16 protein-coding genes are annotated in these 18243 nt (G+C 73.9%); 11 read left to right on the top strand and 5 right to left on the bottom strand.

Annotated features, from left to right (window positions below):
- Positions 1 to 243: 243 nt before the first annotated feature.
- Positions 244 to 2388: an MMPL family transporter gene (locus C229_RS0111290; protein ID WP_018655185.1), complete on the top strand. Its 2145-nt coding sequence runs from the start codon at positions 244 to 246 to the stop codon at positions 2386 to 2388.
- Positions 2389 to 2436: 48 nt separating this feature from the next.
- Here the strand turns inward: C229_RS0111290 and C229_RS0111285 are convergent, their stop codons facing one another.
- Positions 2437 to 3105 (bottom strand): TetR/AcrR family transcriptional regulator, encoded by a 669-nt coding sequence (locus C229_RS0111285; RefSeq protein ID WP_018655184.1) that lies wholly within the window; start codon positions 3103 to 3105, stop codon positions 2437 to 2439.
- Positions 3106 to 3706: 601 nt separating this feature from the next.
- Here C229_RS0111285 and C229_RS0111280 point away from each other — a divergent pair.
- A complete protein-coding gene (locus C229_RS0111280) occupies positions 3707 to 5014 on the top strand; it encodes a serine hydroxymethyltransferase (RefSeq protein ID WP_018655183.1) in 1308 nt (435 codons plus the stop codon).
- Positions 5015 to 5020: 6 nt separating this feature from the next.
- Here the strand turns inward: C229_RS0111280 and C229_RS0111275 are convergent, their stop codons facing one another.
- Positions 5021 to 6103: a hypothetical protein gene (locus C229_RS0111275; protein ID WP_018655182.1), complete on the bottom strand. Its 1083-nt coding sequence runs from the start codon at positions 6101 to 6103 to the stop codon at positions 5021 to 5023.
- A 140-nt stretch (positions 6104 to 6243) separates the two neighbouring features.
- On the opposite strand from C229_RS0111275, the gene C229_RS0111270 reads away from it, so the two are divergent.
- A complete protein-coding gene (locus tag C229_RS0111270) occupies positions 6244 to 6915 on the top strand; it encodes an aminoacyl-tRNA hydrolase (protein WP_018655181.1) in 672 nt (223 codons plus the stop codon).
- Positions 6916 to 6928: 13 nt separating this feature from the next.
- On the opposite strand, the gene C229_RS0111265 is transcribed toward C229_RS0111270, so the two are convergent.
- Positions 6929 to 7939, bottom strand: a complete 1011-nt coding sequence (locus tag C229_RS0111265; protein ID WP_018655180.1) for a hypothetical protein — start codon at positions 7937 to 7939, stop codon at positions 6929 to 6931.
- Between the two features lie 209 nt (positions 7940 to 8148).
- Between C229_RS0111265 and C229_RS0111260 the strand changes: the two genes are divergently transcribed.
- From C229_RS0111260 to C229_RS0111235, 6 genes are all read left to right on the top strand, one after another.
- Positions 8149 to 8442 (top strand): hypothetical protein, encoded by a 294-nt coding sequence (locus C229_RS0111260; protein ID WP_051108934.1) that lies wholly within the window; start codon positions 8149 to 8151, stop codon positions 8440 to 8442.
- Between the two features lie 364 nt (positions 8443 to 8806).
- Positions 8807 to 9880 (top strand): sugar ABC transporter substrate-binding protein, encoded by a 1074-nt coding sequence (locus C229_RS0111255; RefSeq protein ID WP_018655178.1) that lies wholly within the window; start codon positions 8807 to 8809, stop codon positions 9878 to 9880.
- Positions 9881 to 9981: 101 nt separating this feature from the next.
- Entirely contained in the window at positions 9982 to 10803 is an 822-nt protein-coding gene (locus C229_RS0111250; protein ID WP_018655177.1) for an ATP-binding cassette domain-containing protein, read from the top strand.
- Positions 10804 to 10814: 11 nt separating this feature from the next.
- A complete protein-coding gene (locus tag C229_RS0111245; RefSeq protein WP_018655176.1) occupies positions 10815 to 12095 on the top strand; it encodes a sugar ABC transporter permease in 1281 nt (426 codons plus the stop codon).
- Between the two features lie 94 nt (positions 12096 to 12189).
- Positions 12190 to 12948 (top strand): ATP-binding cassette domain-containing protein, encoded by a 759-nt coding sequence (locus C229_RS0111240; RefSeq protein WP_033424230.1) that lies wholly within the window; start codon positions 12190 to 12192, stop codon positions 12946 to 12948.
- The gene (locus C229_RS0111235) at positions 12945 to 14177 is read left to right on the top strand and encodes an ROK family transcriptional regulator (RefSeq protein WP_018655174.1); all 1233 of its coding nucleotides are present in this window, start codon (positions 12945 to 12947) and stop codon (positions 14175 to 14177) included. The genes C229_RS0111240 and C229_RS0111235 overlap by 4 nt, the downstream gene beginning before the upstream one ends.
- A 4-nt stretch (positions 14178 to 14181) precedes the next feature.
- Here C229_RS0111235 and C229_RS0111230 read toward each other — a convergent pair whose 3' ends face one another.
- Positions 14182 to 14706, bottom strand: a complete 525-nt coding sequence (locus C229_RS0111230; RefSeq protein WP_018655173.1) for a flavin reductase family protein — start codon at positions 14704 to 14706, stop codon at positions 14182 to 14184.
- 347 nt (positions 14707 to 15053) lie between these two features.
- On the opposite strand from C229_RS0111230, the gene C229_RS0111225 reads away from it, so the two are divergent.
- Both C229_RS0111225 and C229_RS0111220 read left to right on the top strand, forming a co-directional pair.
- A complete protein-coding gene (locus C229_RS0111225) occupies positions 15054 to 16229 on the top strand; it encodes a thiolase C-terminal domain-containing protein (RefSeq protein WP_018655172.1) in 1176 nt (391 codons plus the stop codon).
- Positions 16226 to 16657 carry a Zn-ribbon domain-containing OB-fold protein gene (locus C229_RS0111220; protein WP_018655171.1) on the top strand — a complete coding sequence of 144 codons (432 nt, stop codon included), beginning with the start codon at positions 16226 to 16228 and terminating at the stop codon, positions 16655 to 16657. Before C229_RS0111225 ends, C229_RS0111220 begins: the two co-directional genes overlap by 4 nt.
- Here the strand turns inward: C229_RS0111220 and C229_RS0111215 are convergent.
- The gene (locus C229_RS0111215; protein WP_018655170.1) at positions 16654 to 18243 is read right to left on the bottom strand and encodes an AMP-binding protein; all 1590 of its coding nucleotides are present in this window, start codon (positions 18241 to 18243) and stop codon (positions 16654 to 16656) included. The genes C229_RS0111220 and C229_RS0111215 overlap by 4 nt on opposite strands.

Raw genomic sequence — 18243 nt, 5'->3', positions numbered from 1 at the left:
CCCCCCGTTCACCTTTTGGATACAGCGTCCCCAGGATCGAAAACGTCACCCTTGATCGACAAAGTGTGATGAAGGACACGATGTCATCCTCAAGGACGGCGCGCATGGCGGATCGGAGGAACGACCGGACCGTTGTGTACGCCCACAGGCGTACACCGGTTGACATCGTCCGCCGGATGCCCCGGGCCGTCCCCGGACACCAGGCTCGAAGCCGTACCGATCGTGCTTCCCGAAGGTGACCCCATGACCGCACCACCGCCCACCGGCCCGCTCGCCGCGCTCGCCCGCCGCTGCCACCGCGGGCGCCGCCTCACCCTCGCCGCCTGGATCACCGGGACGATCGCCGTCCTCGTGCTCGGCTTCGGCTTCGGCGCCGAACCGCTCAACGACTTCGCCGGCGGGAACAGCGAGTCCGGCCGCGCCCAGCGGGTGCTGGACGACCACTTCCCCGGCGCGGGCGGCGACAGCATCACGATGGCCGTCCGCGCCGACGGCGACGTCCGCGCCCCCGCCGCCCGCGCCAAGGTGCAGGCCGCGCTGGACCGGCTGGCCGAGACGCCGCACGTCACGTCCGTCGGCTCCCCCTACACCACGCCCGGCCAGATCTCCGGCGACGGACGCTCGGCGTTCGCGTCCGCGCAGCTCGACGTCGCCACCGACGACATGCCGAAGGCGGCGGTCGCCGCGCTGCTCAAGGACGCCCGCGCCCCCGACGGCCCCGTGCGGATCGAGTTCGGCGGCGCCGCCGTCGACCTCGCTGAGACGCCCGGCGGCGGCTCGGCCGAGGGCGTCGGGCTGCTCGCCGCGATCGTCATCCTGCTCATCGCGTTCGGGTCCGTGCTGGCGATGGGGCTGCCGATCGTCACCGCGCTGTTCGGCATCGGCACCGGCCTCGCGCTCATCATGCTGCTCGGGCACCTCCTGCCCGCGCCGTCGTTCAGCCCGATCGTCGCCGCGCTCATCGGGCTCGGCGTCGGCATCGACTACGCGCTGTTCATCGTCACCCGCTACCGCGAGGGCCTGCACGACGGCCTCGACCCCGAGGACAGCACCGTCCTCGCGATCACGACGGCCGGACGCGCGGTGCTGTTCGCCGGGACGACCGTCATCATCGCGCTGCTCGGCCTGCTCGTCATGCGGCAGGAACTGCTCAACGGCGTCGCCGTCGCCGCCGGGCTCGCCGTGCTGATGACGATGCTCGCCGCCGTCACGCTGCTGCCCGCCCTGCTCGGCTTCACCGGCCGCCACATCGACCGGTTCAAGGTGCCCGGCCTCGGCCGCGCCCGCCGCCCGCTCGCCGAGCGCTGGGCGCGGACGGTGCAGCGCCGCCCGCTGCTCACCGGCGCCGTCGCCGCCGGGGTGCTGCTCCTGCTGGCCGTGCCCGCGCTGTCGATGCGGCTCGCGCTGCCCGACTCCAGCGTCCAGCCGCGCGACACCAGCGGCTACGCCGCCCACACGATCGTCTCCGAGGCGTTCGGGCCGGGCACCTCGGCGCCGCTGGTGATCGTCGCCACCGGCGGCGACCTGGCGCCCGTCGCGCGGGCCGTCCGGGAGACGCCCGGGATCGCGGCCGTGCAGCCGCCCGTGCCGAGCCGCGACGGCGCCGCCGCGCTGCTCGTCGCCTTCCCCGCGACCGGCGCGCTCGACGCGAGGACCGCCGACCTCGTCCACACGCTGCGCGACGACGTCATCCCCCGCGCCACCGCCGGAACGGACCTGGACGTGCACGTCGGCGGCCCGAACGCGGGCTCGATCGACTTCGCCGAGAACGTCCGCGACCGGCTGCCGTGGCTCATCGCGGTCGTCGTCGGGCTGTCGCTGCTGCTGCTCGTCGCGATGGTCCGCTCGGTGACGATCGCGCTCCAGGCCGCGCTGATGAACCTGCTGTCGGTCGGCGCCGCCTACGGGGTGCTGACCGCCGTCGTGCAGTGGGGCTGGGCCGGGAGACTGCTCGGCTTCCCCACGGACATGCCGGTCACCACGTGGGTGCCGCTGATGATGTTCCCGATCCTGTTCGGGCTCTCCATGGACTACGAGGTGTTCCTGGTGTCCCGCGTCCGCGAACTGTACGAGCGGGGCGTGGAGACCCGCGAGGCCGTCGCGCAGGGGCTCGCCCGGACCGCCCGCGTCATCACCGCCGCCGCCGCGATCATGGTGATGATCTTCCTGTCGGTGCTGCTCGGACCCGACCTCCAGGTCAAGCAGATCGGCCTCGGCCTCGCCGTGGCGATCCTGGTGGACGCGACGATCGTCCGGATGGTGCTGGTACCGGCGCTGATGGAACTGTGCGGCAAGGCCAACTGGTGGCTGCCGCGCCCGCTCGCCCGCGTCCTGCCCTCGGCGCTGGCCGCCGAGCGGACCGAGGGCAAGGAGCCCGCCGGAGTCTGAGCCCCGGTACGCGACCGCCGTCCCGCGCGGGACGGCGGTCGCCCGCGCCTAGTGCGTGTTGATGCCGTCGAACATGACCTTGAGGTAGTGGTCCGCGAGACCCTCGGCGTTGAGACGGCCGCCGGGCTTGAACCAGCGGACCGCGACCCAGACGGTGTCGCGGATCATCCGGTACGTCAGCTTGGGGTCGATGTCGGCGCGGAAGTCTCCGCTGTCCTGCCCCGCCTTGATCGCCGTGACCCACATCGCCTCCACGTCGTCCTCGGAGCGGGTGAGGTAGGCGAAGCGCTCCATGCCCTGGAGGTAGCTCCAGTCGTTCTGCATGACGGTGATCGCCGCGCGGTGCGGCTCCAGCGTGCCGAACGCGATGCGGACCAGGCCCGCGATCGTCGCGCGCGGATCGTCGCCCCGGTCGATGACGCCCCGGTACGCCGCCATGATCTCCTCGAAGAAGCCCGAGAGGATCTCGTCGACGATCGACTCCTTGGAGTCGAAGTGGTGGTAGAGGCTGCCCGACAGGATGCCGGCCTCCTTGGCGATGTCGCGGACCGTCGTCGCCTGGAACCCCTTCTCGGCGAACAGGTCGGCCGCCAGGCGCACCAGGTGGTCGCGCCGCTCGGACGCCAGCGCGCTCGCGCCGCGCCCACGACGACGCGGCGCCTCCTCCTGCGTGCTCGGCGTACGGGTCCGGCCGGAATTCGCGTTCGTGGTGGTCACCCCCCCATTATGCCCGCCCACCCGAACGCTTGCTCTGTTTATGGCCGCGACTCCGTCGCGGCGGGGGTCAGGGCCCTTTTGGCACCGCCGCAGAGGGCATGATCATCCTCCCTTCGGTCCGGATGATCATGCCCTCTGCGGCGGCGCGGCCCTGACCCGTGACGGTTGGCGTCTTGTCGGCCGGACCTTCGTGGTCGTGGTGCCGCGGTGGCTGAACCCTGATGGTCATGGTGCCGGGGTGGTTGGAGCTTGGTGGTCGTGGTGCCGCGGTGGTTGGAGCGTGAAGGCGTGAAGGCGTGAAGGCGTGAAGGTTGGGGCTTGGGTGTGGGGTGGTGTGGTGGCTGGAGCTGTGGCGCGTGGAGGCGTGGTGGTTGGGGCTTGGGTGTCGCGGTGGTGTGGTGGCTGGAGCTCGGGGGCGTGGTGGCTGGTGCCGGGGTGGGTGGGTGGTGCGGTGGCTGGGTGGTGTGAGGGTGCGGTGGTTGGGGGCGGTGTGGTGGCGGGTGGTGGGTGTTGTGGGTGGTTTTGGGATGTTGGTGGCGTTTGGCTCTGGCGTGGGGGGTGTCCGTTCCGTACGTTTCGGTCAGGACTCTAAGGAGCAGACATGACTTACGAGACGGCGCCGTGGGCGTCTTCGGCCGCACGTGCCCGCATCGCCGACGTCGCCGCGGGGCTCGGTGCGCCTACGCCCGAGGGGGTCGCCGCGACCGTGCGGACGGCGCTGAGCGACCACGCCCGCCGCTTCGACGCCGAGGGCATCGTCCTGTACGCCGGGACCAACCTCATGAGCCCCGCCGCGCGCGCCGTCGCGGACGCCCCCGTCGGCGGACGGCCCAGCATGGGCTGGCCCGGCGAGAAGTACCAGTCCGGCCTGGACCACCTCGACACCCTCGAAGTGCTCACGCCGGCGCTCATGGCCCGGCTGCTCGGCGCCCGGTTCGCCGAGGTCCGCGCGCACAGCGCCACGATGGCCAACCTCGCCGTCTACACGGCCGTGACCGAGCCCGGCGACACGATCGCCGTGCTGCCCGAACGCGCGGGCGGCCACACCAGCCACCACGCCGTCGGCGCGCCCGGCGTGCGCGGGCTGCGCGTCGTCGACCTGCCCTACGACGCCGCCGCCTACGACGTCGACGTGCCCGCGCTGCCGGAGTTCCTGGACCGCGAGGGGCCCCGGCTCGTCGTCATCGGCGCGAGCCTGCTGCTGTTCCCGCACCGCGTCGCGGAGATCGCGGAGGCCGTCCACGCGGCCGGGGCGACGCTGCTGTACGACGCGTCCCACATGGCGGGCCTCGTCGCCGCCGGGCGGTTCCAGCGCCCGCTGGCCGAGGGCGCCGACCTGCTGACGTTCTCCACCTACAAGTCGTTCGGCGGCCCGCCCGGCGGCGTCGTCGCCACCGACGACGCCGAGCTCGCCGAAGCCGTGTCCGCCGCCGTCTTCCCCGGCCTGACGGCCAACTACGACATCGCCCGCCTCGCGCCGCTGGCCGTCACCGCCGCCGAAATCCTCGCCGATGACGGCGCCTACGCCGACGCCTGCGTCGCGGCGGCGCAGACCCTCGCCGCCGCCCTGCACGCCGAGGGCGTCACCGTCGCGGGCGCCGACCGGGGCTTCACCGCCTCGCACCACGTCGCCCTGGACGTCGCGGACCTCGGCGGGGGACGCGCCGCCATGGACCGTCTCGCGGAGGCCGGCGTCTACCTCAGCGCGATCGGCCTGCCCTGGCAGGAACCCGGCGAACCCGACCGCGGCCTGCGCCTCGGCACCCAGGAACTCGTCCGCCGCGGCTTCACCCACGACGACCTGCGCCGCGTCGCCGCCCTCGTCGCGGACGTGCTCCTGCGCGACGCCGCGCCCGGGCCCGTCCGCAAGTCCGCGGCGGCGCTGCGCGCCGAGATCGCCCGGCGCTGAGCGGGGTCAGCGCTCGTCGGGCGGCGGGGGAGGGAGCTCGTCGGCCGCCTCGGCGGCGGCGGCGAGGCGGTCGTTGAGCTTGCGGACGAGCGCGTCGCCCTGCTCGGTGAGGCGCTCGATCGCCGGGACGGCGAGGTCGTCGCGGACGGCGTCGGCGACGAGCTCGTCGTACTCGTGCGCGTTGGCGGTCAGCTCCTCCAGGCGGCGCCGGGCGCGCAGCGCGTCGTCGGCGGCCGTCGCGCGCTCGGCGTACCGTTCCAGGGCCTCGACCCGGCGGGTCACCGCCCGGACCGAGACGTCCAGCTTGTCGCGGAGCGGGCGGAGGGCCGCCGCGATCTCCGGGCGCTCCTCCGCCTCGCCCACGGCGTCCTGCTCGATGCGCAGCCGCGACTGCCGGGCGAGGATGTGCGCGATCTCCCACTCGTGCCGGGGCAGCGTCACCGCGTTGTCGATCGTGTCGAGCAGCCCTTCCCGGTTGACCTCCGACTCGGTGACGGTGTCGATCGCGCGCTGCGCCCGGACGAGCAGCACGAGCGCGTCGTGGTCGAGGTCCTCGGGGACGACGTAGCGGTCGCGGTGGTGCTCCAGCTCGCGGGCGCGGGCCAGGTCGAGCGTGACGCCCGGGGTGCCGAACGCCAGCATCGTCGCGAGCATCCCGAGCGCGAGCATCCACACGGCGCCGAAGACGAAGCCGCCCGTCACGCCGACCAGCAGCACCAGCGCCGGGACGAGCCACACCAGCGGCTTGCGCCGCGCCACGACCCGGTCCAGCTCGCCCCTGAGCGCCGGGTCGGCGACCGGGCGCGGCTCGGTGGTGCGCAGTCCCGGCGCCGCGGGCAGCGGCGCGCCGACCCGCCGCCAGTCGGTGCCGACGTGCGTCTCGAACGCGAAGTCGGTGGGGGAGATCTCCACCTCGGCCGGACCCGGCGGCAGTGGCCACGAACCGACCGGGTCGCCGCCGCCCGGACCGGTGAACCGCACCCACCAGCCGTTCTTGGCGTCGGCGCAGCGGTACCGGCCGGGCGCCACGTCGATTCCCACGAAGAACGTGCCCGTGCCCGGAATGTTCTCGGTCGTGCCGTTGCTCACCGCCGGCCTCCGCCCCGACCCGGCCCGTTCCGCCGTGTCTGCTGCCATTGTCGCGCGCGCCCCGGCCCGTGGCACGTCCCCGACTCTCCGGGCGTACCCGCGACCGGGGCGGTGAGTCGCGGGGTGGAATACTCCGGCGGGTGCGACCCGACTACGACCCGCGCGACGATCCGCCCTGGGCGATGCAGCTCGTGGCCCGCGTGGAGAAGACCGACCCGCCCGGCTCCGGCGCCGTCTGCGCCGCCACCGCGCACGCCGTCGTGCGGCTGCTCACCGACCCGCGCGCCGCCGAGCGCGACGGGGAGTGGCGGGCCGCCGTCGCCGAGTGGGAGGCGCGGCGCATCCGCAAGGTGACCCGCCGCGCCCGGGGCGTGCGCTGGCCGGACGTGCAGGAGCTGCCCGGCGTGACGGTCCGCGTCGGTGGCGCCGAGGTGCGCGCCTTCGTGCCCGGGCCCGTCGACGACGTCCCGCCGCAGATCGCCAAGCTCCAGGTCGCGGGCCTGGACCTGCCCGCCGAGGAGACGCCGCCCGCCCCGCCCGCGCGCCCGTACGCCGCGCTGGCCCTCAACCCCGCCGTCACGATGACGACGGGCAAGGCCGCGGCGCAGTGCGGTCATGCCGCCCAGATCCTCCTGCGCGACCTCGGCCGCCGTAAGCGGGCGGCGTGGATCGACGGCGGGCTCGCCGTGCACATCGAGCCGGACGCCGACTGGGACCGGTGCGTCAAGGACGCGACGGTGCTGGTCCGCGACGGCGGCTTCACCGAGGTGCCGCCCGGCACGCTGACGGCCGTCGCGCGCCTGGTGACCTGATACCGCCCGCCGGTCATGACGCCGGCGGCCCGCCGTCGGCGTCGGGCCGCGTACGCGGCTCCCCGAACACCGTGTCACCCGGCCGCTCGGGCAACGACAACGGAGCCGTGCGGTGGGGCCGGGGCAGCGGTGCCGCCTGGGTGGCCTCGGTGTCGGCGCCGCCGCCCGGCGCGTCCCGGGGCTGCGGCGCGTCCACGATCGTGCGCCCGGCCGCGGGCGCGTCGCCCGGCGGAGCCGGAGCGGGTACGGCGTCGCGGTCGCGTGCCGAACCGGGATCCACCGCGGTCGCGGACGGCGGCCCCGGAGTGTGCGCCGCGCCCCGGTCGGGCGCGGACGCGGGGGAGGGCGCCGGGTGGGGAGGCGGTGCCGCGTCGCGGACGGGTGCGCCGGGGGCGTGCGCCGCGTCCGGCCCGGGTGCCCGCGCGGGCGGGCGGGCTCGTTGCAGGGCGGCCAGGGCCATCTCCTGGGTGCGCGTGAGGCGTGGGGAGGCGGGGGCGGCCGGGCCGCGCCGCTCACCGACGCGGGCCTTGACGCTCAGGCTGTAGGCGAGGGCCAGCAGGAGCGCGAAGCCCAGGACGTACAGGACGCGCACCGCCAGCGTGCCCCATTCGCCGTTGATCGCGGAGAACGCGGTGAACACGCCGTATCCGACGGTCCAGAGCGCGAGCGCGGGCAGGAACCAGAAGTCCCGCCGCCGCACCAGCGCGACCACCGCCGCCGCGACGAGCAGCACCTGCACGGCCGTCGCGAGCCCCAGCAGCGGCAGCGCGAGCCCCGCCCCGACGACGTCGGCCAGGGCCGCCCGCCGGTCGGACCAGGCCAGGCCGGTCGCGGCCACCGACGTCACGCCGAACGCGACGAGGAACGCCCCGACCGGGTAGTGGAACCGGTGCCAGTTCTCCGGCCGCGCGGCCGGAGGCGGCCCGGCGGGCGCGTCCGGGAAGGTCGGCGCCTCGCCCTGCGGGCGGGGCAGCGGCTGGTCGGGCCGGGTCCATTCCGGGCTCGTTCCCCCACGGACCGTCATACGTCCCCCTGCATCGCACCCTGTACGTCCCTCGCAACCTATCCCGAAGCGGGCGCATGCGGTGGATGGGTCGGTGGACGATTCGCCGGACCTCACACCCGATACCGCGCTGACCTGCCCGAAGTGCTTGCACACGGACGTCGCGCGGGTCAGGCTTGGCCGTGTCGGGCCACGCGGAGTCCACGGAGCGACCCACGGGAGCGACAAGGATGACGCCTGACGAAACGGGAACCGCCGCGGTGGTGACGTCGCGGCTCGAACTGCTGGAGGCGCTGGGCGCCGAACTGGCCGGCCGGGGCTACCGCACACGGATCACGCCCCGCGACCACGCACCCAGCCTGCATGTGATGAATCCGGACGCGTCCTCACTCGCGGAGAACATCCTGGCGGAGGAGGGCACGGACGGCTGGTGGTTCTGGTGGTCGTGGGCCGAGCGGATCGGACCGGCGCACGACCTGACGGCGGCGGCGAACCGCGTCGCCCTCGTACTGACCGCTCAGTGACGGTCGCGTGATCATGCGGTGCGCCGTGGCGTACCCGCCCGGCTCGCTGCATGATCACGCTTCTCGGGGCAGGCGCCGCCCCGGAATGTTGGCGCACTCAACATATGCCCGGACGCCGTCCGGACGATCTTCGCGCGCCCGCGACCAGCGCGTTCGCCCGGCCCACGTCTCTGACCTGGTCCGCGACGCGCGTTACGGCATTGTTACTGCACACAACAAATTCCCCCTGTCGGACCTCTGGTGCAATCCGGGCGGACCCGTTTAAGTTGCCGGGTACAACATTCAGCCGTGTGACCCCGGTCACCGGTGGGCCCCACCCCCGATGGCCGCCACGTCGCGGCCCGCCCAGAAAGGACCCGGCCTCATGCGCAAGGGCATCCTCGGCTTCGCGGCCGTCTCCGTCGCCGCGGCGCTCTCGCTCACCGCCTGCGGTGGCGACGACGACGGCGGCTCGGGCGGCGACAAGCAGGGCAAGATCGGCGTGATCCTGCCCGACACCGCCTCGTCCGACCGCTACGAGAGCTTCGACCGTCCGTACCTGGAGCAGGCGTTCAAGGCCGCGGGCGTCCAGTACGACATCCAGAACGCCGAAGGCTCGACGCAGCGCTTCCAGACGATCGCCGACCAGATGATCACCAACGGCGCGACCGTCCTCGTGCTCGACGGCATCGACTCCAACTCCGCCGCCGCCGTGCAGCGCAAGGCGCAGGCCGGCGGTGTGAAGACGATCGACTACGACCGGCTCGCGCTCGGCGGCGTCTCCGACTACTACGTCTCCTTCGACAACGCGAAGGTCGGCGAGGAGCTCGGCAAGGGCCTCCAGAAGTGCCTGGGCGACAAGAACGCCAACATCGCCTACCTCAACGGCGCGCCCACCGACAACAACGCCACCCTCTTCGCCCAGGGCGCGCACAGCGTCCTGGACAAGGTCACCACCTACAAGAAGGTCGCCGAGCAGGCCGTCCCCGAGTGGGACAACCAGCGCGCCGCCACGATCTTCGAGCAGATGTGGACGCAGCAGGGCGGCAAGATCGACGGCGTGCTCGCCGCCAACGACGGCGTCGGCAACTCCGCCATCTCGATCCTGAAGAAGAACGGCGCCGCGGGCAAGGTGCCCGTCACCGGCCAGGACGCCACCCTCCAGGGCCTCCAGAACATCCTGGACGGCAACCAGTGCATGACGGTCTACAAGCCGATCAAGCAGGAGGCCGACGCCGCCGCCAAGCTCGCCATCGCCGTCCTCAAGGGCGAGAAGCCCGAGACGACCGGCACCGTGAACGACCCCGAGGGCAAGCGCGACGTGCCCTCGGTGCTGCTCGCCCCGATCGGCGTCTTCAAGGAGAACGTCAAGCAGGTCGTGGACGACGGCTTCGTGAAGAAGGACGACCTGTGCAAGGGCGACTACGCGGCCAAGTGCAAGGCCGCCGGGATCGAGTGACGTCCCCGGGCTGAGCCCGCACCACCCGCACGCTCCGCCCCCGGGCCGGGTCCGTCCACGCGGCGGACTCGGCCCGGCCGAGGGACCGCAAGGAGGTTCCCATGTCGCAGTCCCTGTCGAAGTCCTCACCCGGGGACGACCCGGAGCACGGCGATCCCGTGCTGCGCCTGACCGGGCTCAACAAGAGCTTCGGCCCCGTGCACGTCCTGCACGACGTCGACTTCGCGCTGCGGCGCGGCGAGGTGATGGCGCTCGTCGGTGACAACGGCGCCGGCAAGTCCACGCTCATCAAGTGCATCGCGGGCATCCACCCGATCGACTCCGGGCGGATCGTCTTCGACGGCCGTCCCGTCACGATCGGCACGCCCCGCGACGCCGCCGCGCTCGGCATCGAGGTCGTCTACCAGGACCTCGCCCTGGCCGACAACCTCGACATCGTGCAGAACATGTTCCTCGGCCGCGAACGCCGCAAGGGCATCGTGCTGGACGAGATGGCGATGGAGGAGGCCGCCCGCGACACCCTCGCCAAGCTGTCGGTGCGCACCGTGCGGTCCGTGCGGCAGCGCGTCGCGAGCCTGTCGGGCGGGCAGCGGCAGACCGTCGCGATCGCCAAGGCCGCGCTGTGGGACTCCACCGTCGTCATCCTGGACGAGCCCACCGCCGCGCTCGGCGTCGCGCAGACGCAGCAGGTGCTGGACCTGGTCCGGCGGCTCGCCGACACCGGCCACGCCGTCGTGCTGATCTCCCACAACATGAACGACGTGTTCGCCGTCGCCGACCGCATCACGGCCCTGTACCTGGGCCGGGTCGCGGCGGAGGTGCGCCGCGAGGACGTCACGACCGGTCAGGTCGTCGAGCTGATCACCGCCGGCCGGTCGGGCGACCTCGGGCTCGCCCCGGCGACCGCCGCCGAGAACATCTGATAGGGGCCTTGATGTCCACCGACCTCCCCAAGAGCGAGAAGCCCGCGGTGAAGTTCGCCGCCGGCGACTTCGCGGGCGACCGGCCGCCGGGCGACATGCGCTCGGCGGCGCTGGACGCCTGGCAGCGCGTGCGCTCCGGCGACCTCGGCGCGACGCCGGCGATCCTCGGCCTGCTCGGGCTGATCGTCCTGTTCACCGCGCTGCGTCCCGAGACGTTCCTGTCCAAGGGCAACATCGCGAACCTGTTCACCCAGGCGCTGCCGATCACGATCCTCGCCATGGGGCTCGTGTTCGTGCTGCTGCTCGGCGAGATCGACCTGTCGGCGGGCGTGGCCAGCGGCGTGTGCGCCGCCGTCATGGCCAAGCTGCTGGTGGACGCCGGGCAGCCCTGGTACGTGGCGGTGCTCGCGGCCGTTGCCGTCGGCATCGTCATCGGCACCGCGCTCGGCGCCTTCGTCGCGCTGGTGCGGATACCGTCGTTCGTCGTCTCCCTCGCGCTGTTCCTCGGCCTCCAGGGCATCACGCTGCGGCTGATCGGCGAGGGCGGCACCGTACCCGTCCGCGACGACGTGATCAACGCGCTGGCCAACAAGAACATGCCCGTCGGCCTCGGCTGGGCGCTGGCCGCCGCCGTGATCGTCGGCTACGCGGCGACCGAGTTCCTGCGCTGGCGCGGCCAGCACGCGCGCGGCCTGGCGGCCCGGCCGATCCAGTTCGTCGGCGCCCGGGTCGGCGTGGTGACGCTCGCGGTCCTCGGCGGCACCTACCTGCTCAGCCAGGACCGCGCGCCGGGCCCGATCGTGCTCGCGGGCGTCCCGTGGGGCGTGCTGCTCGTCGCGGTGCTGCTCATCATCTGCACGTTCGTCCTCGGCCGGACCCGGTACGGGCGGCACGTCTACGCCGTCGGCGGCAACGCCGAGGCGGCCCGCCGCGCGGGCATCAACGTGACCCGCATCCGCGTCTCGGTGTTCATGATCGCCTCGACGCTGGCAGCGATCAGCGGCATCGTCGCGGCGTCCCGGCTCAGCTCGGTCGCCACGAACTCCGGCGCGGGCAACACCCTGCTGTACGCGGTCGGCGCCGCCGTCATCGGCGGCACCAGCCTGTTCGGCGGGCGCGGCAAGGCGCGCGACGCCGTGCTGGGCGGTCTCGTCATCGCCGTCATCGACAACGGCCTGGGCCTGCTCGGCACCAAGGCGTACCTCAACTTCCTCATCACCGGCGTGGTCCTCCTCCTCGCCGCGAGCATCGACGCCACCGCCCGGCGCCGCCGCTCGGAGATGGGGAGATGAGGAAGGGCGCGTGGCCCGCCCGCCGGGCAGGTCACGCGCCCGCGCAGGGGCTTGGGACTACGATGGGACGAATTTCAGCAGGAGCCCCCCTTTGATGCCAGCGACACCTGTTCTCGAACTCCGCGGCGTGGACAAGAGCTTCGGTCCCGTCAAGGTGCTGCACGACGTCTCGTTCACCGCGCACGCCGGTGAGGTGACCGCGCTCGTCGGCGACAACGGGGCCGGGAAGACCACGCTGGTCAAGGGCATCGGCGGCGTGCACGCGTTCGACCGGGGCGTCTACCGCTTCGACGGGCGTCCGGTGCGGCCGCGCAGCCCCCGGGACGCGGCGGCGCTCGGCATCGAGATCGTCCACCAGGACCTCGCGCTCTGCGAGAACCTCGACATCGTCGAGAACATGTTCCTCGGGCGCGAGCGCAGCCACGGGATCGCGCTGGACGAGGCCGCGATGGAGGAGGCCGCCGCCGCGACGCTGTCGCGGCTGTCGGTGCGCACGGTCGGGTCGGTGCGGCGGCGCGTGTCGGAACTGTCGGGCGGGCAGCGGCAGACGGTCGCCATCGCGCGCGCCGCCCTGTGGGACAGCCGCCTCGTCGTGCTGGACGAGCCGTCGGCGGCGCTCGGCGTCGCGCAGACGCAGCAGGTCCTGGAACTGGTGCGGCGGCTGGCCGACCGGGGCCTGGCCGTCGTGCTCATCTCGCACAACATGAACGACGTGTTCGCCGTCTCCGACCGCGTCGCCGCGCTCTACCTCGGCCGGACGGTCGCGCAGGTCCGCACCGCCGACGTCACGCACCGGCAGGTCGTCGAGCTGATCACGTCGGGCCGCAGCGGCGACCTCGGGCCGCGCGCATGAAGGCGGGCCCGTCGCCGGAGGAGATCCGCCGGCACAACCTCGGCACGCTGCTGCGCTTCGTGCACCTGCGCGGCCCGGCGTCGCGGGCCGTGCTGGCCGAGTCGCTGGGGCTCAACCGCAGCACGATCATGGCGCTGACCGCCGACCTCACCGCCGCCGGGCTCGTCCGCGAGGAGCTGCCGCGCAGCCCCGGCCGCCGGGCCGGACGGCCGTCGCTGGTGGTGCGGCCCGAGTCGACCCGCGTGTACGTGCTGGCGTTCGACGTCGGCGTGGACCGGCTCGTCGTCGCGCGGGTCGGGCTCGGCGGCACGGTCCTGGCCCGGCGCAGCACCGACCTGCCGCGCGGCGACGTCGACCCCGGCGACCTGGTCGGGGCGCTGGCGTCGTCGGCGCGGGCGCTGGTGCGCAAGGCGGGCCGGGACGCGGTGTGCGTCGGCGCGGCGCTCGGGTTCCCCGGCATCGTGCGCCGCGCGGACGGCCGCATCATCTTCGGCCCGAACATCCACCTGCACGACCTCGACCTCGGGACGGCGCTGGCGCGGCGGCTCGGGCTCGGCGTGCCGGTGCGGGTCGCCAACGACGCCGACCTCGGCGCGCTGGCCGAGCACGAGCGCGGCACCGGGATGGGCTGCGACAACCTGGTCTACCTGCACGGCGACGTCGGCATCGGCGGCGGCATCATCGTCGGCGGGCGGCTGCTCGGCGGCGAGGAGGGCTTCGGCGGCGAGATCGGGCACATGGTCGTCAACCCGAACGGGCGCGCGTGCGCGTGCGGCGCGCGCGGCTGCCTGGACGCCGAGGTCGGTGAACCGACCCTGCTCGACTACGCGGGCCGCGTGCAGGCGCCGGGCCAGGCGGGCCGCGAGGCCGTCCGCGCCGTGGTGGACGCCGCCGACCGGGGCGACGCCGAGGCGCGCGAGGCGCTGCACCGCGTCGGCACCTGGCTGGGGTTCGCCGTGGCGAACCTCGTCAACATCTTCAACCCGGCGATGGTCGTGTTCGGCGGCACGCTCCGCGACGTCTACCTCGGCTCGGCCGCGCAGGTCCGCAGCATGGTCGCCACCAGCGCGCTCGCGGCCCCGCGCGACCGCGTGAAGCTCCGCACCGCCGAACTCGGGGACGACGCCCCGCTGATCGGGGCCGCCGAGTTCGCCTTCACCGACCTGCTCGCGGACCCCCTCCAGGTCCCGGCGCGGCTCCGCGAGGCCGAGGAGACCCCGGTCTCCTGACGGCTCAGACGCTGAAACGTCCGTAGGCGCCGCCGTAGAAGACCAGCGGCTCGCCCGGGTGGGTCTCCGCGAGGTCGTGGACGCGGGCCACGACGATCATGTGATCGCCCGCGACGTGCTCCTGCTCGATCTCGGCGTCGATCCAGGCGAGGGCGCCGTCGATGACGGGCGCGCCGGCGGGGGAGCGGGTCCAGGTGAGACCGGCGAACTTGTCGCCGCCCCGGGTGGCGAGGCTGGCGCAGACGGACTGCTGGGCGGCGCCGAGGATGTTGACGCAGACGCGGCCCGCCCGGCGGAGCTTGGGCCAGGTCGAGCTGGTGTGGGCGACGCAGAAGGCGACGAGCGGCGGGTCCAGCGACACCGAGGTGAAGGAGTTGGCGGCCAGCCCGGCGGGGGCGCCGGTGCCGGGGTCGAGTGCGGTGACGGCGACGACGCCGGTGGCGAAGCGCCCGAGCACCGCGCGGAAGCGGGACGCGTCCGGTCCGGCCGCCTGCGGTGTCGGGGCGGAGCCGTTCGGCGAACCGTGCATGCGGTGTCCCGTTCTGTGGGGCAGGGGCCGGGGCGCCGGGGTGCGCGGCGCGGCGGCGATGCGGGCCGAGCTGGCACGTGCGGCCATCGTCCGTCCCTTTCTCTTAGCCAAGCGCTTGCTTGGACGATAAGGCGGCCCGTTCGCGAGTGTCAAGCGGGCCCGGTTTCGTCCACGCTCCATCTCACCCGGTCGCGACCGGCCCGGGTCGCCGGAAGGGCCGTTCGGGGCACATCTCGGCCGAAAGTCCCATCCCGGTCTAGGTCCCCGGACGGAACTCGGGGCCGTTGACGGCCCGCCCGCCGCCGTCTACCGTCTTGCACAAGCGTTTGCTTGTTTGAGGGAGGACCGTGAGCGGCTTCCGGGACCGCACGGCCATCGCCGGCGTCGGCTACACCCCGTTCAGCGCGAACTCGGGCGTGTCCACGCTCAGCCTCGCCGTCGACGCCGTCCTCGCCGCCCTCGACGACGCGGGCCTGACCGTCGACGACGTGGACGCCCTCGCCACCCACCGCGTCGGTGACTCCACCCCGCCTTGGGTCGTCGCCCCGGCCCTCGGCGTCCCCGAGGTCACCTGGTACCTCGACCAGTTCGGCGGCGGCAGCGTCTCGCACGCCGTCCTCGGCCAGGCCGCGATGGCGGTCGCGTCCGGCGTGGCGCGCACCGTCGTCTGCTACCGCGCGATCAACGCCCGGTCCGAGTTCCGCATGGGCGGCACCGGGCGCGGCCCCGCCCCCGTCTTCGACGCCCAGTACCAGGCCCCCTACGGCCACCTCGCCCCGCCGCAGCAGTTCGCGATGGCCGCCCGCGCCCACATGAACGCCTACGGCACCACCGCCGAACAGCTCGGCGCCATCGCCGTCACCCAGCGCGGCAACGCGGTGAAGAACCCCCGTGCCCGCAAACGCGACCCGATCACGCTGGACGACTACCTCGCCTCCCGCTGGATCGCCGAGCCGCTGCGGCTGCTGGACTGCTGCCTGGAGACCGACGGCGCCTGCGCCGTCGTCATCACCTCCGCCGACCGCGCCCACGACCTGCGCCACGACCCCGTGCTGATCTCCGGCGCCGCCTGGGGCGGCGGCGACACCTTCCTGTCCGGCGCGGGCAGCGGCCCCGCCGGGACCGACCTCACCGTCACCGAGGCCGCCCGCCTCGCCCCCCGCCTGTACGCGGCGGCGGGCGTCGGGCCGGACGACATCGACGTCGCCGAGCTGTACGACTGCTTCACCTACTCCGTCCTCGTGCAACTGGAGGACTACGGGTTCTGCGCGAAGGGCGAGGGCGGCCCGTTCGCCGCGTCGGGGGCCATCGGCCCCGGCGGGACGCTGCCGGTCAACACCCACGGCGGTTTCCTGTCCGAGGGCTACGTGCACGGCATCAACCACGTCGCGGAGGCCGTCGCGCAACTGCGCGGCACGGCGGGCGACCGGCAGGTGGCGGGCGCGTGCGTCGCCCTGTCCACCGCCCAGCCCGGCTACGTGCTGGCGGGCACCTCCGCCCTCATCCTCAGGAGCGACCGTTGAGCCTGTCGGAGCGTCCCCGGCCCGAGCCCGACCGCGACTCCGCCCCGTGGTGGGAGGCCGTCCGGCGGCACGAACTGATCGTGCAGCGTTGCGACGGCTGTGCGGCGCTGCGCTTTCCGGCGCGCTCGGTCTGCAACCGGTGCCGGTCGCGGAACTGGACGTGGGTGCCCGCCTCCGGCACCGGCCGGGTCTACTCGTGGATCATCACGCACCAGGTGTTCCTCAAGGGCCTGGCCGACGAGGTTCCGTTCCTGGTGCTGCTCGTCCGGCTGGACGACGGCGACGATCTGCTCATGTACGGCGGCCTCGTCGGCGCCGGGGCCGACGTCCTGCGCCCGGGCCTCCCGGTGGAGGCGGTCTTCACCGACGTCCCCGGCGAGGACGGCACCACGCTCGTCCAGTGGAAGCCCCGGGACCTGGTCTCCTAGCGCGCGGCCAGGGCGTGCAGGGCGGGCTTGTCGATCTTGCCGTTGGCGTTGACGGGGAGGTCGTCCACGAAGATCACCCGGCGGGGGACCTTGTAGTTCGACAGGTTCGCCCGCGCCCAGCCGATCACGTCGTCCGGCGCGGGGGAGGTCCCGGCCGCCGGGACGACGTACGCCCAGCCGACCTCGCCGTGCCGCTCGTCGGGCACGCCGATGACGGCGACGCGGCCGACGAGCGGGCAGCGCAGCAGCAGCGCTTCGATCTCGGCCGGGTAGGCGTTGAAGCCGGAGACGATGAACATCTCCTTCTTGCGGTCCACGATCGCGAGGTTGCCGTCCGCGTCCAGCGTGCCGATGTCGCCGGTGCGCAGCCACCCGTCGGCGTCCACGGCCTCGGCGGTGCGGGCCGGGTCGCGCCAGTAGCCGCGCATGACGCCGTACCCGCCGACGAGGATCTCCCCGGGCTCGCCCACGCCGGTGTCGGCGCCCGCGTCGTCCACGACGCGCACGCGCACGCCCGGCACCGGGCGGCCGGTCGTGGCCGCGACGACCTCGACCGGGTCACCGGCCCGCGTCATCGACACGACCGTGCCCTCCATCAGCCCGTACGCGTTGATCATCCGTTCCACGCCCGCCCGGTCGCGCAGCCGCCGGATCAGCTCGGGCGGCACGGCGGCGGCGCCGCAGATCGCCACCCGCAGCGACGACACGTCGCGCCCGTCGAGCCGGTCGAGGAGCTGCCAGAACATCGGCGGCGCCCCGGCGAGCACGCTGACCCGGTCCCGTTCGACGAGGTCCAGCAGTTCGCCCGGGTCGAACACGGCGATCGGCAGCATCGTCGCGCGCCGCAGCACGCACGCCAGCAGCCCGGCGTTCAGCCCGAAGCCGTGCGAGAACGGCGCGATGATCGGATACCGGTCACCGGGCCCGAGCGTGACGATCTCCGCCCAGTCCCAGTAGCCCCGGAGCAACTGGACGTGGTGCAGCATCACGCCCTTGGGCGCGCCGGTCGTGCCGGACGTCGCCATGATCTCCGCGAGGTCGTCCGGGCCCACGGACGCGGCGCGCCGCTCCGCCGCCGCGTCCGGCACGCGGGCGCCGCACGCCAGGAACGCCGCCCAGCGCGGCCCGCCGTCCAGTACGGCGACGTGCGCGAGGTCGGCCAGACCGGCGAACGGGCGCTCGTCGGTGGGCGGCCCGGCCGCCTCGGCGAGCATCCCGAGGTAGGACGTCCCGAGGAACCCCTCGGCGACGAGCAGCACCGACGCGCCGCACGCGCGGAGCTGCCCGGCGGCCTCCAGCCCCCTGAACCGCGTGGACAGCGGCACGATGATCGCGCCCGCGTCCCAGATCCCGTAGGCGGCGACGACCCAGTCCGGTCCGTTCGGCGCCCACACCGCGACGCGGTCGCCGCGCTCGACGCCGAGCGCCAGCAGCGCCCGCGCGACGCCGCGCGCGCCGTCGGCCAGCTCCCGCAGCGTCAGCCGGGCCGCGCCCGACGCGACGACCTCGGCGTCCGGATGCCCTTCCGCCTGGTCGCGCAGCATCCGGGGGATCGTGCCCCACGCGGGCACGGGTGCCGCCTCCAT

Origin of the sequence: Actinomadura flavalba DSM 45200 (assembly GCF_000374305.1) — a bacterium.
Classification (GTDB): Bacteria; Actinomycetota; Actinomycetes; order Streptosporangiales; family Streptosporangiaceae; genus Spirillospora; species Spirillospora flavalba.
This window is presented reverse-complemented; position numbering and strand designations above follow the sequence as displayed.

Bases quoted from the DNA above. Each gene is read 5' to 3' on its own strand.
- C229_RS0111290 (WP_018655185.1), top strand. From the start codon at position 244: ATGACCGCACCACCGCCCACCGGCCCGCTCGCCGCGCTCGCCCGCCGC.
- C229_RS0111280 (WP_018655183.1), top strand. From the start codon at position 3,707: ATGACTTACGAGACGGCGCCGTGGGCGTCTTCGGCCGCACGTGCCCGC.
- C229_RS0111265 (WP_018655180.1), bottom strand. From the start codon at position 7,939: ATGACGGTCCGTGGGGGAACGAGCCCGGAATGGACCCGGCCCGACCAG.
- C229_RS0111260 (WP_051108934.1), top strand. From the start codon at position 8,149: ATGACGCCTGACGAAACGGGAACCGCCGCGGTGGTGACGTCGCGGCTC.
- C229_RS0111255 (WP_018655178.1), top strand. From the start codon at position 8,807: ATGCGCAAGGGCATCCTCGGCTTCGCGGCCGTCTCCGTCGCCGCGGCG.
- C229_RS0111250 (WP_018655177.1), top strand. From the start codon at position 9,982: ATGTCGCAGTCCCTGTCGAAGTCCTCACCCGGGGACGACCCGGAGCAC.
- C229_RS0111245 (WP_018655176.1), top strand. From the start codon at position 10,815: ATGTCCACCGACCTCCCCAAGAGCGAGAAGCCCGCGGTGAAGTTCGCC.
- C229_RS0111240 (WP_033424230.1), top strand. From the start codon at position 12,190: ATGCCAGCGACACCTGTTCTCGAACTCCGCGGCGTGGACAAGAGCTTC.
- C229_RS0111235 (WP_018655174.1), top strand. From the start codon at position 12,945: ATGAAGGCGGGCCCGTCGCCGGAGGAGATCCGCCGGCACAACCTCGGC.
- C229_RS0111230 (WP_018655173.1), bottom strand. From the start codon at position 14,706: ATGCACGGTTCGCCGAACGGCTCCGCCCCGACACCGCAGGCGGCCGGA.
- C229_RS0111215 (WP_018655170.1), bottom strand. From the start codon at position 18,243: ATGGAGGCGGCACCCGTGCCCGCGTGGGGCACGATCCCCCGGATGCTG.